At 68.1% G+C, this 16,082-nt stretch carries 10 protein-coding genes; 7 read left to right on the forward strand and 3 right to left on the reverse strand.

The window, feature by feature from the left end:
- Positions 1–73: 73 nt before the first annotated feature.
- From C8D93_RS15530 to C8D93_RS15550, 5 genes are all read left to right on the forward strand, one after another.
- Positions 74–1,183 (forward strand): S-(hydroxymethyl)glutathione dehydrogenase/class III alcohol dehydrogenase, encoded by a 1,110-nt coding sequence (locus tag C8D93_RS15530; protein ID WP_110266131.1) that lies wholly within the window; start codon positions 74–76, stop codon positions 1,181–1,183.
- Complete coding sequence (gene fghA, locus C8D93_RS15535) at positions 1,183–2,031, forward strand: S-formylglutathione hydrolase (RefSeq protein WP_110266132.1); 849 nt, start codon at positions 1,183–1,185, stop codon at positions 2,029–2,031. The genes C8D93_RS15530 and fghA overlap by 1 nt, the downstream gene beginning before the upstream one ends.
- A 79-nt stretch (positions 2,032–2,110) precedes the next feature.
- Positions 2,111–5,518, forward strand: coding sequence for a pyruvate carboxylase (locus C8D93_RS15540; RefSeq protein WP_380732961.1), 3,408 nt, complete (start codon positions 2,111–2,113; stop codon positions 5,516–5,518).
- Positions 5,518–5,997, forward strand: a complete 480-nt coding sequence (locus C8D93_RS15545; protein WP_110266134.1) for a hypothetical protein — start codon at positions 5,518–5,520, stop codon at positions 5,995–5,997. The genes C8D93_RS15540 and C8D93_RS15545 overlap by 1 nt, the downstream gene beginning before the upstream one ends.
- Before the next feature lie 106 nt (positions 5,998–6,103).
- The gene (locus tag C8D93_RS15550; protein ID WP_110266135.1) at positions 6,104–6,835 is read left to right on the forward strand and encodes a DUF2461 domain-containing protein; all 732 of its coding nucleotides are present in this window, start codon (positions 6,104–6,106) and stop codon (positions 6,833–6,835) included.
- 272 nt (positions 6,836–7,107) lie between these two features.
- Here the strand turns inward: C8D93_RS15550 and C8D93_RS15555 are convergent, their stop codons facing one another.
- Together C8D93_RS15555 and C8D93_RS15560 are read right to left on the reverse strand one after the other, a co-directional pair.
- Entirely contained in the window at positions 7,108–7,677 is a 570-nt protein-coding gene (locus C8D93_RS15555) for a response regulator (RefSeq protein ID WP_110266136.1), read from the reverse strand.
- Between the two features lie 5 nt (positions 7,678–7,682).
- A complete protein-coding gene (locus C8D93_RS15560; RefSeq protein ID WP_245903930.1) occupies positions 7,683–8,423 on the reverse strand; it encodes a sensor histidine kinase in 741 nt (246 codons plus the stop codon).
- 115 nt (positions 8,424–8,538) lie between these two features.
- On the opposite strand from C8D93_RS15560, the gene C8D93_RS15565 reads away from it, so the two are divergent.
- Both C8D93_RS15565 and C8D93_RS15570 read left to right on the forward strand, forming a co-directional pair.
- Positions 8,539–13,371, forward strand: a complete 4,833-nt coding sequence (locus C8D93_RS15565) for an NAD-glutamate dehydrogenase (RefSeq protein ID WP_110266137.1) — start codon at positions 8,539–8,541, stop codon at positions 13,369–13,371.
- Positions 13,371–14,360: an NAD-dependent epimerase/dehydratase family protein gene (locus C8D93_RS15570; RefSeq protein WP_110266138.1), complete on the forward strand. Its 990-nt coding sequence runs from the start codon at positions 13,371–13,373 to the stop codon at positions 14,358–14,360. The genes C8D93_RS15565 and C8D93_RS15570 overlap by 1 nt, the downstream gene beginning before the upstream one ends.
- A 61-nt stretch (positions 14,361–14,421) precedes the next feature.
- On the opposite strand, the gene C8D93_RS15575 is transcribed toward C8D93_RS15570, so the two are convergent.
- Complete coding sequence (locus tag C8D93_RS15575; protein WP_110266139.1) at positions 14,422–15,822, reverse strand: adenylate/guanylate cyclase domain-containing protein; 1,401 nt, start codon at positions 15,820–15,822, stop codon at positions 14,422–14,424.
- Positions 15,823–16,082: the final 260 nt, after the last annotated feature.

Below are 16,082 nucleotides of genomic sequence, written 5' to 3' on the forward strand. Positions count from 1 at the left end.
TGGGCCGCTGCCGCGTGGCGCTGCGGCACGTATCCTCTTGCGCCCTTCCACCCGACCATCAACGGAGATCGACATGGATGTCCGCGCGGCCGTGGCCTTCGAGGCCGGTAAACCGCTGAGTATCGAAACCGTCCAGTTGCAGGGCCCGCGCGAGGGCGAGGTGCTGGTCGAGATGAAGGCCACCGGCATCTGCCACACCGACAAGTACACGCTGTCCGGCGCCGATCCCGAGGGGCTGTTCCCGGCCATCCTCGGCCACGAAGGGGCGGGCGTGGTCGTGGACGTCGGACCCGGCGTCAGGTCGCTGAAGAAGGGCGACCACGTGATTCCGCTGTACACGCCGGAATGCCGCGAGTGCGAGTACTGCACCTCACAGAAGACCAACCTGTGCCAGAAGATCCGCGTGACGCAGGGCAGGGGCCTGATGCCGGACGGCAGCTCGCGCTTCTCGCTGGGCGGCAAGCCGATCCTGCACTACATGGGCTGCAGCACCTTCGCCAACTACACGGTGCTGCCGGAGATCGCGCTGGCCAAGGTGCGCGAGGACGCGCCCTTCGACAAGATCTGCTACATCGGCTGCGGCGTGACCACCGGCATCGGTGCGGTGATCTTCACCGCCAAGGTCGAGGCCGGCGCCAACTGCGTCGTGTTCGGCCTCGGCGGCATCGGCCTCAACGTCATCCAGGGCTTGAGGATGGTGGGCGCCAACATGATCGTCGGGGTCGACATGAACCCCGGGCGCGAAGCCATCGCGCGGCAGTTCGGCATGACCCACTTCGTCAATCCGAAGGATGTGAAGGGCGACCTGGTCGGCCATCTGGTCGAGCTCACGGGTGGCGGTGCCGACTACAGCTTCGAGTGCATCGGCAACGTGCAGGTCATGCGCCAGGCGCTGGAGTGCTGTCACAAGGGCTGGGGAGTGTCGACGATCATCGGCGTCGCTCCCGCCGGCGCGGAGATCAGCACGCGGCCGTTCCAGCTCGTCACCGGTCGGCGCTGGATCGGCTCGGCCTTCGGCGGCGCGCGCGGCCGCACCGACGTGCCGAAGATCGTCGACTGGTACATGGACGGCAGGATCAACATCGACGACCTGATCACCCACACGATGCCGCTGGAGCAGATCAATGACGGCTTCGCGCTGATGGAGCGCGGCGAGTCGATCCGCGCGGTGGTGGTGTATTGATGGCGGTCGAGACGATCTCCGAGCACGCCTGCTTCGGTGGCGTGCAGGGTTTCTACCGGCACGACTCCGAAGTGATCGGCCTGCCGATGCGGTTTTCGGTCTACAAGCCGCCGCAGGCTGCGCGCGAGCCCGTGCCGGTGCTGTACTGGCTGGCGGGTCTCACGTGCACCGAAGAGACCTTCATGATCAAGGCCGGCGCGCAGCGTCGTGCTGCAGAGCTGGGCCTGATGCTGGTGACCTGCGACACCAGCCCGCGTGCCACCGGGATTGATGGTGCGACCGGCGACTGGGAGTTCGGCGAGGGCGCCGGCTTCTACCTGGATGCGAGCCAGGCGCCGTGGTCGCGGCACTTCCGCATGAACCACTACGTGAGCGAAGAGCTGCGCGACTCCGTCGAATCGCGCTTCTCGACCAACGGCAGCCGCGGCATTTTCGGCCACTCGATGGGCGGACACGGCGCGCTGACGCTGGCGCTGCGCCATCCGGACCTGTACCGCTCGGTGTCGGCCTTCGCGCCGATCTGCGCGCCGGCCGACTGCCCCTGGGGCCAGAAGGCATTCGGGCAATATCTGGGCGACGACCGCGCGCAGTGGAACGCACACGATGCGAGCCGCCTGATGCTCGCGCGCGGCAGTGCGCTGACCGACGAGATCCTCGTCGACCAGGGGCTCGCGGACAAGTTCCTGCACGCGGGCCAGCTCTTGCCGGAACGCTTCGAGCAGGCCTGCGCCGCTGCAGGGCAGCCGCTCAAGCTGCGTCGTCACGACGGCTACGACCACGGCTACTACTTCATCGCCAGTTTCATCGACGACCATCTGGACTGGCATCACGCCCGCCTGCGGGCCTGACACGAATCAACAGGAGAAACGCGTGCGCCGCATCCGCAAGCTGCTTGTCGCCAACCGTTCCGAGATCGCAATCCGCGTCATGCGCGCCGCGGCCGAACTCGGCATCCGCACGGTGGCGATCTATGCCAACGAAGACCGCTATGCGCTGCACCGTTTCAAAGCCGACGAGAGCTATCGCGTCGGTGCCGGACTCAAGCCGATCGCGGCATACCTCGACATCGCCGGCATCATCCGCGTCGCCAAGCAGGCCGGCGTCGATGCGATCCACCCCGGCTACGGCTTCCTGTCGGAGAACCCGGACTTCGCCGAGGCCTGCGACAAGGCCGGCATCCTGTTCGTCGGTCCGCGTCCGGAGGTCATGCGCACGCTCGGCAACAAGGTCGCGGCGCGCAACGTCGCGATCAAGGCCGGCGTTCCGGTGATGCCGGCCACCGGCCCGCTGCCGCGCGAGATGGGCGAGGTACACAAGCTCGCCGCCGAGGTCGGCTACCCGCTGATGCTCAAGGCGAGCTGGGGCGGCGGTGGCCGCGGCATGCGCGTAATCGAGTCGGAAGCCGATCTGGAGCATCAGGTCGAGGTCGCGCGCCGCGAGGCCGCGTCGGCCTTCGGCAACGACGAGGTGTACCTGGAAAAGCTCGTGCGGCGGGCGCGCCACGTCGAGGTGCAGGTGCTCGGCGACACGCAAGGCAATCTCGTGCACCTGTTCGAGCGCGACTGTTCGGTGCAGCGTCGCAACCAGAAGGTCGTCGAGCGCGCACCGGCGCCGTATCTCGACGACAGCAGCCGCTCCGCGCTGTGCGAATCCGCGCTCAAGCTCGCGCGTGCCGTCGACTACACGCACGCCGGCACAGTCGAATTCCTGATGGATGCCGACAGCGGCAAGTTCTACTTTATCGAGGTCAACCCGCGTATCCAGGTCGAGCACACCGTGACCGAGGAGGTCACCGGCATCGACATCGTCAAGGCGCAGATCCGCATCACCGAGGGCATGCGCATCGGCACGCCGCAGTGCGGCGTGCCGCAGCAGGACCAGATCTCGCTCACCGGGCATGCGCTGCAGTGCCGCGTGACCACCGAGGATCCGGAGAACGCCTTCCAGCCCGACTACGGCCGGCTCACCGCCTACCGCAGCGCCGCCGGTTTCGGTGTGCGCCTGGACGGCGGCACGGCGTACTCGGGTGCGGTGATCACCCCTTACTACGATTCGCTGCTGGTCAAGGTCACGACCTGGGGCGCCACGTCTGACGAGGCCGTGCAGCGCATGGACCGCGCGCTGCGCGAGTTCCGCATCCGCGGACTGTCGAGCAACCTGCAGTTCCTCGAGAACGTCATCAACCATCCGACGTTCCAGTCCGGCGAGAACACGACGCGCTTCATCGACGAGACGCCGGACCTGTTCAAGTTCGCCAAGCGCCGCGACCGCGCGACGCGCCTGCTGCGCTTCATCGGCGAGGTCGTCGTCAACGGCAACACGGAGATGAAGGGACGCACGCGCCCGGCGACGCCGATGGCCGAGCCGGTGCTGCCGCCGTCGAGCCTGATCCCGGACATCAGCGGCAAGGTTCCGCCCGGCTCGCGCGACCGCTTCCGGCAACTCGGCGCCGACGGCTTCGCCGCGTGGATGCTCAAGCAGCCGCAGGTGCTGCTGACCGACACGACGATGCGCGACGCGCACCAGTCGCTGTTCGCGACGCGCATGCGCACGCGCGACATGGTCGAGATCGCGCCGTACTACGCACGCATGCTGCCGCAGCTGTTCTCGCTCGAATGCTGGGGCGGGGCGACCTTCGACGTCGCGCTGCGCTTCCTCAAGGAGGACCCGTGGGACCGTCTCGGCCAGTTGCGCGAGGCCGTGCCCAACGTGCTGCTGCAGATGCTGCTGCGCGCCTCCAACGCCGTCGGCTACACCAACTACCCGGACAACGTCGTGCGCCAGTTCGTGCAGCAGGCAGCCGGGAACGGCATCGACCTGTTCCGCGTCTTCGACTCGCTCAACTGGGTCGAGAACATGCGTGTGGCGATCGACGCGGTGCGCGAGACCGGCGCCCTGTGCGAAGGCACGATCTGCTACACCGGCGACCTGTTCGACGAGTCGCGGCCCAAGTACAACCTGAAGTACTACGTCGACATGGCCAAGGCGCTGGAGAAGGCCGGCGCGCACATCATCGGCATCAAGGACATGGCCGGTGTCTGCCGTCCGCGTGCCGCGCATGCGCTGGTCACCGCGCTCAAGCAGGAGGTCGGCCTGCCGATCCATTTCCACACGCACGACACCAGCGGCATCAGCGCCGCGTCGGTGCTCGCTGCCGTCGAGGCCGGCTGCGATGCCGTCGACGGCGCGCTCGACAGCATGTCCGGCCTCACCTCGCAGCCGAACCTCGGCTCGATCGCCGCATCGCTGGCGGGCAGCGACCGTGATCCGGGTCTGTCGCTGGAGCACATGCAGGCGATCTCGATGTACTGGGAAGGCGTGCGCCGCTACTACGCGCCGTTCGAGGCGGATATCCGTTCGGGGACTGCCGACGTCTACCGGCACGAGATGCCGGGTGGCCAGTACACCAACCTGCGCGAGCAGGCGCGTGCGCTGGGTCTGGAGGCGCGCTGGCCGGAGGTATCGAAGGCCTACGCCACGGTGAACCGCCTGTTCGGCGACATCGTCAAGGTGACGCCGACCTCGAAGGTCGTGGGCGACATGGCGCTGTTCATGGTGGCCAATGACCTGGACGCCGACGACATCACCGATCCGGATCGCGAGATCGCCTTTCCGGAGTCCGTGGTGTCGCTGTTCAAGGGCGAGCTGGGCTACCCGCCGGACGGCTTCCCCGCGGCGTTGCAGGCCAAGGTCCTCAAGGGTGCGACGCCGCTGGAAGGGCGCCCCGGAGCGTCGCTGGAGGCCGTGGACCTGGAGATCGCGCGTGCGGAGGGCGAGAAGGCCGCGGGGCGCAAGCTCAACGACGCCGACCTCGCGTCCTACCTGATGTACCCGAAAGTGTTCCACGACTACGCCGAGCACCGCAGCCATTTCGGGGATGTGTCCGTTCTGCCGACGCCGGCGTTCTTCTACGGCCTGCAGGAGGGCGAGGAGATTTCGGTCGACCTGGAGCCCGGCAAGACCCTGCTGATCAAGCTGCAGGGCAGCGCCGAGGTGCCGGAGGAAGGCATCGTCAAGCTGTTCTTCGAACTCAACGGGCAGCCGCGCGTCGTGCGCGTGCCCAAGGCCGGGGCGACCGCGAAGGCCGAGCATCCGAAGGCCGAGGACGGCAATCCGCGCCACATCGGCGCGCCGATGCCCGGCATGGTCGTCGCCGTGGCCGTCAAGCCGGGGCAGAAGGTCAAGAAGGGCGATCCGCTGCTGTCGATCGAGGCCATGAAGATGGAAACGCAGATCCGCGCCGAGTCCGATGCGACGATCGCGGACGTCAAGGTGTCCCGCGGTACGACGGTCAACGCACGCGACTTGCTGGTGGTTCTGGAAGGAGCAGGGTGATGAACAGGAATCTGGTTCCGATCGCATCGTTGCTGGTCGCCGGCTCCGCCTGGGCGCAGTCCGAGCCGCTCGACGCCGACGCGCTGGCGCGCTGTGCGCAACAGGTTCAGCAGTTGCGCAGCGAGGCGCCGCGTCTGCTGGCGCGCAACGCCCAGCTCGACGAGCAGCGCGAATCGATCCAGCAGCGCCAGCGCGCGCTGGCTGCGGAAGCGAAGGGGATCGGCAGCGAGGATCTGAACGCCGGCCTCGACTATAGCGAGCGCCGGCGTCTGCTCAACGACGAGGCGCGGGCGTTCAATGCCGAGATCGAGCGCATCAAGGACGAGATTCGCGCGATCAATGTCGTCAAGCAGCAGTACGCCGCGAACTGCGCGCAGCGCAGCTACCGGCGCTCCGATTTCGAACGGCTGAGCCCGCAGGCGCAGGCGGCGATGCGCGCAGGCATGGGCGGCATCGAGGTGCCGTATACCGAGCCGTAGCCTGTCGCATTCGTGCAGGAGCGCCTGTGGGCGCGACCTCCTGCAAGCGGGTACGCGGTTGCACCTGAAGCGCCCCTGCAGGAGCAACAGCAGCAGCGAGGTTCAGATGGCAGCAGAGCCTTACTTCACCGAACAGACCTTCCGCTTCCTCAAGGCGCTGGCGAAGAACAACTCGCGCGAGTGGTTCGCGGACAACAAGCCGCGTTATGAGGAGCACGTGCGCGGTCCGGCGCTGCGCCTGATCGGCGATCTGGCGACCCCGCTGAAGGCGATCAGCCCGCAGCTCACCGCGATCGCCAAGCCGGTCGGCGGCTCCCTGTTCCGCATCCATCGCGACACGCGATTCGCCAAGGACAAGCGGCCGTACAAGACGCATGTCGGCATGTACTTTGCGCACGCGGCAACCAAGGACATGCAGCGCGCGCAGACCGCCGGCAATGCGGCGATGGGCCGGCTCGACGCGCCGGGTCTGTACCTGCATGTGGAACCCGGAGCGTGTTTCCTCGGCGGGGGCATCTGGCATCCGCAGCCGGCGACGCTCAAGCGCGTGCGTGACTACATGGTGAGCAACCCGTCGAGCTGGAAGCAGGCGACGCGCAGCGCGGCGTTCCGCAAGGTCTTCGAACTGGGCGGCGAGATGCTGAGCCGGCCGCCGCGCGGCTACGATCCGGAGCACGAGCTGATCGACGACTTGCGCCGCAAAGACTTCGTCGCCAGTGCCTCGATCGACGAGGACGAGCTCCTGCGCGCCGACCTGCCCAAACGCCTGGCGAAGCGGTACGCCGCGATGGCGCCGATGCTCGACTGGCTCTGCGGCGCGCTCGATCTGGACTTCTAGGGCCTGTTAACACTACGGCGGTCGCTGCGACGGCGGTCGTTTTGGCGCAGGGCAAGGCGCCAGACGCGACGCTTGGTCATTCCAAGCAAGCGGCTGGCAACGCCGCACTGCGCCAAAACGGCTCCGTCCCGAAGGGTTGCGCCCAAAATCGCGCTGGCCTGCGTTGCGCACCTTGGGCTTGGAACCACCAAGCCCTGCGGCGCGCGCCTTGCCCAGCACGATTTTGGGCAGCAACGCAGCGAGCGTCCGTAGTGTTAACAGGCCCTAGTCGCTCAGTTCTGGCGCAGCGGCGCGAGTGCCCGGTGCAGGGCGGCGCCGTCGATGCCGGACAGCTCGGTCGCCTCCGCGGCAGTGAGGCCGCGCGCACGTTGCTGCAGATAGCGACGCACGGTGTCGGGCGGCGGTGCGTCGATGGCCTCGAGCTCGCGAAGGAGGCGGCGGGCCAGCGACGGCGACAGCGGCGGCGGTGCGCCGGCGGCGTTCGCGCGCAGGGCCGTCGCAAGCGTCTCAACGGGCTGATCCTTGAGCAGGTGTCCGCCGGCGCCCGTGCGCATCGCGTCGTACAGGTGGGCGTCGTCGTCGAAGATCGTCGGCACGAGAATCGCCACGTCCGGCCGGGTGCGATGCAGCTCGGCGATGAGCTCGGTGCCGCGGCCGTCCGGCAGATGCAGGTCGATCAACGCGAGATCCGGCCAGCCATGCGCCTGCCGGAGCCGGCGGGCGGCGGCGAGACTGCCGGCATCGAGGATCAGCGGATCGTCGAAAGCCGCGGTCACCGCGCCGCGCAGCCACGCGCGGGTCTGCGGCAGATCGTCCACGATCCAGACAGTGATCGACGGCATGGTGCTCAGGTCGTGTCGCTGCCGCCGGGCAGGGGAAAACGCAGCAGCACCTTGGTGCCGCCGAGCGTGCCGGCGTCCCAGGCGATCGTGCCCTGGAGCTCGGCGGCACGCTGACGCATGTTGTCGCTGCCGCGGCCCTCGGGCGGCGAGGTGCTCACGCCCGGACCGTCGTCGGTGACATCGAGCACCAGGTGATCGGCGCTGCGCGCGATGCGGATGCGGATGCGCCGCGCCGCGCCATGCTGCAGGGCGTTGCTCAGCGCCTCGCGCACGATGCGGAACAGGTGCAGGGCCTGCCCCTGGTCGAGCTGCGGGTCCGGCAGTTCGTCCGGCTGCTGCCAGTCGAGGGTTCCGCCGGCCAGCTCGAGGCGCTGCCGGGCTTCGTTGCGAATCTCCTGCAGCGCGTCGAGCAGCGTGCCCGGCGCACCGCGCGAGCGCGACACGACGTCGCGCAGGTCCTGCAGCAGGGTGCGCGCAATGTCCGCCTGTGCGGTGGAATGGCTGGCGTAGATGAGGCCCAGCAGGCGGGCGCCGATGTCGTCGTGAAGATCGGCGTAGATGCGCTCGCGTTCCTCGGCCGCGACACGCTCGCGCATCAGCGCCTCGCGTTCGGCGAAGCTGGCTTCGAGCTCCGCCGCCGCCGCGCGGTGCTCGCGTTGCAGGCGGCGTGCAAGGCTGCGCTCGCGCCACCACAGCGCGCAGGCGACGAGGAACAGCATCAGCAGGGCGAGGGGGGCTGCGTTCATCGGTCCGCGAATCTTAGCCGCCTGATGGACTTCCCCGTGATGGCACGTCACAGGGCACGCGTATACTGGCCAAAAAATGCGCTTCGGGTCGCCTCGTCGGCGAGAGGAGAAAGCGATGCGGTCTCATTCGATGCAGGAGCAGGAACTGTTGCTGGCGCAGCTCGATGCACTGGCCGATGCCGGTGTCGAGGCGACGGAACGGGCCGGTTTTCGCAGCTTCCTGCGACAGTACTACGAGTCGGCATCGCTCGATGCCCTGCGCCTGCGCACGCCGGAAGAGCTGTTCGCGATCTGCCATGCGCACTGGCGGCTGGCCCGGCAGCGGCGCAGTGGCGAACTGATCCTGCAGATCGCGCCCCCTGCAGCCGACGGTGGCACGCTCGCGCGCCTGGATTCGGTCGTCGAGGACATGCCGTTCCTGGTCGACTCGCTGTACATGGCGGTACGCGCTGCGGGCAGCTCGATCGACTGGACCGTGCATCCCGTGCTCGGCATGCGCCGCGACGCCGACGGCCTGCTGCTGCAGCCGCGACCGGCAGGTGAGGGTGCGTCCGACGTCGAGTCGCTGATCCACATGGAGTTCGAGGCGCTGCGCGATCCGGCCGGCTACGCCGCGCTGGAATCCGATCTGCGGCGGGTCGTCAGCGACCTGCGTGCGGTGGTCTCCGACTTTCCGGCGATGCGCGCCCGCGTGGCCGAACTCGTGCAGGCGTTGGACGCGCCCCCACCCGACGCGGATGCCCAGGAGTTCGCCGAGGCGCGCGCATTCCTGCAGTGGCTGGACGACCAGCACTTCACCTACCTGGGGATCGCCGAAACCGAGATCGTCACCGAGCAGGGGCGCAGCCGTTTCGCGCTCCGGCAGGATGCGTCGCTCGGCCTCGCACGCAGCGGTGCGCGCTTTGCCGATCCGGACCAGCTCATCGCGCCGCCGGAGGAACTCGACAAGTACAGCGAGTCGACGCGGCTGATCGTCGTGACCAAGGCCAATCACCGGTCGACCGTGCATCACCCGGAATACATCGACGTGATCTCGGTGCGGCGCTTCAACGCCGACGGCAGCGTGCGCGGCATCTGCCGGCTGATCGGGCTGTTCTCGTCGGTGGCGTACACCGAGCGGCCGCGCAGCATTCCGCTGATCCGGCGCAAGGTGGAATACGTGATGCAGCGCTCGCGGCTGCGCGAAGGTTCGCACTCGGGCAAGAACCTGCGCGAGATCCTGCACCAGCTGCCCCGCGACGAGCTGTTCCAGTCCGGCGAGGACGAGCTGTACGAGGTGTGCACCGGCATCCGCGCCCTGCGCGATCGTCACCAACTGCGCCTGTTCATGCGCCGGGACCGCTACGGGCGCTTCTACTCGTGCATGGTCTACCTGCCGCGCGACCGTTATTCACGCGAGCTGCGCGACCGCATCGCCGCCGAGCTGAGCGCGATCTGCAACGCCACCGGCATCGACCGCAACACCGAGTTCCTGCGTCACGGACTCGCGCGCATCCACTACATCGTGCGGACGCCGCCGGGTACGACGATTCCGCTGTCGGTGGCCGAGGTGGAGGCACGCCTGCTGACGGCGACGCGCTCCTGGCGCGACCAGCTTCGCGAAGTGCTGCAGCGCCACGGACAGGCGAGCGCACGCGCGCTGAGCCTGCTCGACGGATTCCCGCTGTCCTACCAGGAGACGGTGGCGCCGATCGAGGCCGCCGCCGATCTGCAGCACCTCGTGCAGCTGGGCGCGGGCCAGCCGATGCTGCCGCGCCTGCTGGTCGACGCCGCCGCCACCGGCAAGGTCTGCCCGACGGCACTCAAGCTGTACTGCTGGAAGCGTCCGCTGCCGCTGTCGGATGTGCTGCCGGCGCTGGAGAACTTCGGTCTGCGCGTGATCTGGCAGGACCCGACCGAGGTACGGGCCCAGGACGGTAACACCTGCTGGATCCAGGAATTCAAGGTGCAGGTCGCCGGCGACTGCCAGCTCGCGCCGACCGAGCAGCGCAGCTACTTCGAGACCGCGTTCCTCAGCACCTGGACCGGCGTGACCGAGAACGACGGCCTCAACCGCCTGGTGCTGCTCGCCGGGCTCGACGCACGGCAGATCGTCGGTCTGCGCACGCTGACGAAGTACCTGATCCAGACTGGGCTGCCGTACAGCCAGGATTACATGGAGCGCCTGCTTGCCGAGCATGCGTCGATCGCGCGCCTGCTCGTGCGGTTGTTCGAGACCCGCTTCGATCCGCAGGGCCCGTCGGGCGATGCGCGCACTGCCGCGGAGTTGCGCGTCGCGCAGGAACTCGACCAGCGTCTCGACGAGGTGGCCACGCTGGACGGCGATCGCGTGCTGCGCGCGTTCAGTGCGGTGGTACACGCGGCGCTGCGAACCAACTATTTCCAGCGTGCGGACGACGGCGACGCCAAACCCTACGTCAGCATCAAGCTCGATCCGCGCAAGGTCCCAGAGCTGCCGGCGCCGCTGCCGATGTTCGAGATCTTCGTCTACGCGCCGTGGGTCGAGGGCATCCATCTGCGCGGCGGCAAGGTGGCGCGCGGCGGTCTGCGCTGGTCGGACCGGCGGCAGGATTTCCGTACCGAGGTGCTCGGCCTGATGAAGGCGCAGATGGTCAAGAACGCGATCATCGTGCCGGTCGGTGCCAAGGGCGGCTTCGTCGTCAAGCAGGGCGACCCGTCGAACCGCGAGGCCTGGCTCAAGCAGGGCGTCGAGTGCTACAAGACCTTCCTGCGCGGCCTGCTCGATATCACCGACAACCGCGTCGGCGACGACATCGTCGCCCCCGCATCCGTCGTGCGCTACGACGAGGATGATCCCTATCTCGTCGTCGCCGCCGACAAGGGCACCGCCACGTTCTCGGACATCGCCAACGGCCTGTCGGAGGAATACGGCTTCTGGCTCGGCGATGCCTTCGCGTCCGGCGGCTCCGCCGGCTACGACCACAAGAAGATGGGCATCACCGCCCGCGGCGCGTGGGAGAGCGTCAAGCGCCACTTCCGCGAGATTCCGCGCGGTGACGGCGACGCGGTGGGCATCGACATCGGGAACCAGCCGTTCTCGGTGGTCGGCGTGGGCGACATGTCCGGCGACGTCTTCGGCAACGGCATGCTGCTGTCGCGGCAGATCCGGCTGATTGCCGCCTTCGACCACCGCCACATCTTCGTCGACCCCGATCCGGATCCGGCGGTTTCCTACGCCGAACGCGAGCGCCTGTTCAAGCTGCCGCGCTCGAGCTGGGACGACTACGACAAGTCGCTGATCTCCGCCGGTGGCGGGGTATGGCCGCGCAGCGCCAAGCTGATCAAGCTGTCGCCCGAGGCCCAGCGTGCCCTGGGCGCGCAGAAGGCCGGACTGACGCCGCAGGAGTTGATGAAGGCCATCCTCAAGGCGCCGGTGGACCTGTTGTGGAACGGCGGGATCGGTACTTACGTCAAGAGCCACACCGAGTCGCACCAGGACTGCGGCGACCGCGCGAACGACGCGATCCGCGTGAACGGCCGCGAGCTGCGCTGCCGGGTGGTCGGCGAGGGCGGCAATCTCGGCCTGACCCAGCTCGGGCGTATCGAGGCCGCGCTGTCCGGCGTCAAGCTCAGCAGCGATTTCATCGACAACGCCGGCGGCGTGCACAGCTCGGACCGCGAAGTCAACATCAAGATCCCGCTCAACCAGCTGCTGCGCGAAGGCGGGCTGACGCGCGAGGTGCGCGATCCCTTCCTCGCCGGCATGACCGAGGACCTGGCGCAGGCGGTCCTGCGCGACAACTACGTGCAGAGTCTCGCCGTCTCGTTGCTCGAGCGCGACGCCGCGGCACGCCTCGACGAGCATGCCAACTTCATGCGCCTGCTCGAGCGCGACGGCCTGCTGGCCCGGGCAGTGGAGTACCTGCCGGACGACGAGGGCCTCAAGGAGCGGCGCGCAGCGGGCCGCGGCCTGACGCGACCCGAGCTCTCGGTGCTGCTGTCGTATTCCAAGATCTCGCTGTTCGAGGCCGCGGTCCAGTCCGATGTTCCGGACGATCCGTTCTTCGACCGCGACCTGCTGTCGTACTTCCCGCCGCAGATGGTCGAGACCTACCGGGATGTGCTCCTCAGGCATCGTCTGCGGCGCGAGATCATCGCGACGATCCTGTCGAACGCCGTGGTCAACCGCATGGGCTTCGCCTTCGTGCACCGCTTCGCCGAGGACCACGGGTTGGGTCGTGCGCAGGTGGTCAAGGCCTACGCGATGGCGCACGAGATCTACGACGGCGACCGCTACTGGCTGCCGATCCAGGCACTGGACCTGAAGATCCCCGCCGAGACGCAGCTGCGCCTGTTCGGGCGTGCGATCGGCCTGATGAAGCATGTCACCACCTGGCTGATGAACTATCGCTGGAGCGTGCGCCCCATCGGCGAGGCGGTGGACAAGTTCCGCAGCGGCATCGACGAGCTGTCGGCGGCAATGCCGCAGATCCTGCCCGGCAGCTACCGCGCCGATTGGGACAAGGCCGCGGCCGCCATGAGCGCCGACGGCGTGCCACAGGCGCTGGCCGAGCAACTGGCGACGACGATGGTGCTCGGCAGTGCGCCGGACATCATCGAGCTGGCCGAGCAGGCCGGTGTGACGCTGGCCGAGGCGGCTGGCGTCTACTTCCAGATCGGCGACCGGCTGCGCATCCTCTGGCTGCTGTCGTCGATCATCGGCTTCTCCGTCGGCGGCAAGTGGCAGGCCCTGGCGCGTTCCAACCTGCGCGAGGATACCTACCGCCTGCACCGTCAGCTCGCCGCCCGCGTGCTCGGTCAGCCGGGCGAGACACCGGAGGCGCGCATCGACAACTGGATCCGCACGCACGGCGATGCCGTGCGCTTCGGTATGCAGCGCCTGCAGGAACTGCAGACGGCCGGCACCCACGATTTCATGACGCTCGCCGTCGGCGTCCGCGAGATCCGCAAGCTGCGGGCGCTGTGATGGCGACGGTCTTCGTCACCGGGGGTTCCGGTTATGTCGGCCGCAACCTGATCCGTCATCTGCTCGCGCGCGGCGACCGCGTGCGCGCGCTGGCGCGTAGCGCGTCCGCCGCGCAACTCGTCGAAGGCCTGGGCGCCGAGGCGGTGCGTGGCGACCTTGACGATCGCGACGCCCTGCTGCGCGGCATGCAGGAAGGTGACGCGGTGTTCCACTGCGGCGCGCTGGTCGTGGAGTGGGCGCCGAAGGCCGAGTTCGAGCGGGTCAATGTCGCCGGCACGCAACACGTCGTCGATGCCGCCCGAGCGGCCGGCGTGCCGGTACTCGTGCACGTCAGTACCGAGGCCGTGCTCGCGGACGGCACGCCGATCCTCGATGCGGACGAGACACGCCCGGTGCCCGATCGTCCGTTGCCGCGCTATCCGGCCACCAAGGCCGAGGCCGAACGCATCGTCCGCGCCGCCAACGGGACCGGCCTGCGAACCGTGATCGTGCGCCCGCGGCTGATCTGGGGCAACGACGACAGTTCGGTGCTCAGCCAGCTCGAGCACGCGGTCAATGCCGGGCGTTTCATGTGGATCGACGGCGGCCGCTATCTCACGTCCACCTGCCACGTCGACAACCTCTGCGAGGCACTGCTGCTGGCCGCCGAGCGCGGTCGCGGCGGGGAAGCCTACTTCGTCACCGACGGCGAGCCGGTGGAACTGCGCGCCTTCGTCACCGCCATGCTCAGGACACGCGGCGTCGACGCCGGCGAGCGCTGCCTGCCGCACGCCCTCGCGCTCGCCGCCGCGACGGCGGGAGAAAAGCTCTGGGATCTGCTGGGGCTCCGGCAGCCGCCGCCGGCCACGCGCATGGCCATCCGTCTGATCGGCGAACCCGTTACCGTGCGCGACGACAAGGCGCGCCAGGAGCTGGGCTACGTTGGCCGTGTCTCGCGCGAGCAGGGGCTGGCGACGCTGCGGCGACCCCAGGAGCACGCGCAGGCCTGAGGGCAATCGCCGGCACGTGGGCGGCGCCCATCGGTGTACTGCGATCCGGGTGCAGCCGGAGTTACGCCGCGAGCCCGGGCTCCGTCGAAGTTTCTTCGGACGCGCCCGGCTCCGCTTCCGCAACAACGCAGTACGTCGGCACGGGATAGTGCACGCCCTTGCAAAGTACCTCGCCGCGAGGCTCCAGCCGGAAGGCATGGGACGCCAGCCGGAAAGTTGCATCGCTGACGATGATGCTGCCCGGTTCCGCGGCCTTTTCCAGCCGTGATGCGATGTTGGTCTGCAGGCCGAGCGCGGTATAGGTCATGCGTCCCTGCGAACCGTAGCTGCCCACGCTGACGGTGCCGGTGTTGATGCCGATGCGCATCTGCAGCGGCAGGCCGATGCCGCGCCGCAGCCAACGCGCGTTGAGCGTCTCCATCAAGGCCTGCATGTCCCGTGCGGCGCGGATGGCCTGTACCGCCTGCTGTTCCGGCTCCATGGTTTCCGGCGCACCGAAAAGGGCCATCAAGCCGTCTCCGGTGAACTCGTTCAGGGTTCCGCCCGACTCTTCCACCTTCTCGGCCATGCCCGAGAAGAACTCGACCAGCAGCGCGGTCAGGTCTTCGGGCTCGATGCGATCCGATACCTCGGTGAATCCGGCAATGTCCGCGAACAGGATGGTGATGCGGCGGCGCACCGGTGTGTCGATGCTTTCGGCTTGCCCGCGGATGATGAGATCGGCCACGGACGGCGGTACGTAGCGACGGATCGCGTCGCGGCTCATGCGCAGCTGGTTGCGCTGCAGCTCGATGATCTGGTCCTTACGGAAGGTGCGCCTGTTGTTGAGTTCGATCACCCAGGAAACGAATACGCCGGTGTTGCAGGCGATGGCCTGCATCGCCGCAAGACTGCCAGCCATCGCGACGGAGATGTCGCCAGCCTGAAAGTCCCGGTACAGGATCACCATTGACAGGCCGATGAACGGCAGCGAGGCGACCGACGCCGGCGCCGGTGAAAGCTGGTAGACGCAAAAGCCGAACATCACCGGGATCAGCATCGCGGTCGGCGCCAGCGCAAAGCGGTCCGGGCTCTGGATGAGGTTGTGGATCTGCCAGAGCAGCAGCGACCCCGACAGACAGTTCGCCAAAACCGTGACCGGAACCAGCACCCGGTGGAGACTGACGATATAGGTCACCGCGAAGATCATCGTTAGCAGACCCAGGAATGCCACGACGGCGGGAAGAATGGCGCCGAAGCTTGCCGGCTCCAGCAAGCCCACCGTGAGCAGGTAGACCACATACCCCGACGCGGACGCGAGCATGCCGACGCGGATGAGGGGAACCCGGCGGTCGAGCATCCACTCGTGGTAGCGGCGTTCCACCGCGCCGTTGGCGAACCGGAAGCCCCAGCGCTGCAACGCCAGATCGGTCGTGTCACCCCAACCCGGGGGCCGAGAGGCACTTTGCTGGTTTCCCTTCATGGCACGCCATCCCTGGAGCGTCCGAACGACTTGTCGATCCTGCCAAGCCCGCCCTATGTGACCTTATCGTCAGCAAGCAGCGCGCCGCCTGAGCAAAGTCTGCTCGACTTTCGATGCGCGCACTTTGCCAATCAGTCGGCAGAATCGCAGCCGACCTTGTCACAGAGCCGGCCTCGACATCGTGTTCGGGAGCAAGCCGCCGGACCGGAGCTGTGAGGTAGTCCGCACCGTTCGTGATGGGTGCACCCCCCCCCTGCAGA

The organism is Sinimarinibacterium flocculans (assembly GCF_003201205.1).
Classification (GTDB): Bacteria; Pseudomonadota; Gammaproteobacteria; order Nevskiales; family Nevskiaceae; genus Solimonas; species Solimonas flocculans.

Coding starts and splice junctions, on each gene's coding strand:
- C8D93_RS15530 (WP_110266131.1), top strand. CDS start 74: ATGGATGTCCGCGCGGCCGTGGCCTTCGAGGCCGGTAAACCGCTGAGT.
- fghA (WP_110266132.1), top strand. CDS start 1,183: ATGGCGGTCGAGACGATCTCCGAGCACGCCTGCTTCGGTGGCGTGCAG.
- C8D93_RS15540 (WP_380732961.1), top strand. CDS start 2,111: ATGCGCGCCGCGGCCGAACTCGGCATCCGCACGGTGGCGATCTATGCC.
- C8D93_RS15545 (WP_110266134.1), top strand. CDS start 5,518: ATGAACAGGAATCTGGTTCCGATCGCATCGTTGCTGGTCGCCGGCTCC.
- C8D93_RS15550 (WP_110266135.1), top strand. CDS start 6,104: ATGGCAGCAGAGCCTTACTTCACCGAACAGACCTTCCGCTTCCTCAAG.
- C8D93_RS15555 (WP_110266136.1), bottom strand. CDS start 7,677: ATGCCGTCGATCACTGTCTGGATCGTGGACGATCTGCCGCAGACCCGC.
- C8D93_RS15560 (WP_245903930.1), bottom strand. CDS start 8,423: ATGAACGCAGCCCCCCTCGCCCTGCTGATGCTGTTCCTCGTCGCCTGC.
- C8D93_RS15565 (WP_110266137.1), top strand. CDS start 8,539: ATGCGGTCTCATTCGATGCAGGAGCAGGAACTGTTGCTGGCGCAGCTC.
- C8D93_RS15570 (WP_110266138.1), top strand. CDS start 13,371: ATGGCGACGGTCTTCGTCACCGGGGGTTCCGGTTATGTCGGCCGCAAC.
- C8D93_RS15575 (WP_110266139.1), bottom strand. CDS start 15,822: ATGAAGGGAAACCAGCAAAGTGCCTCTCGGCCCCCGGGTTGGGGTGAC.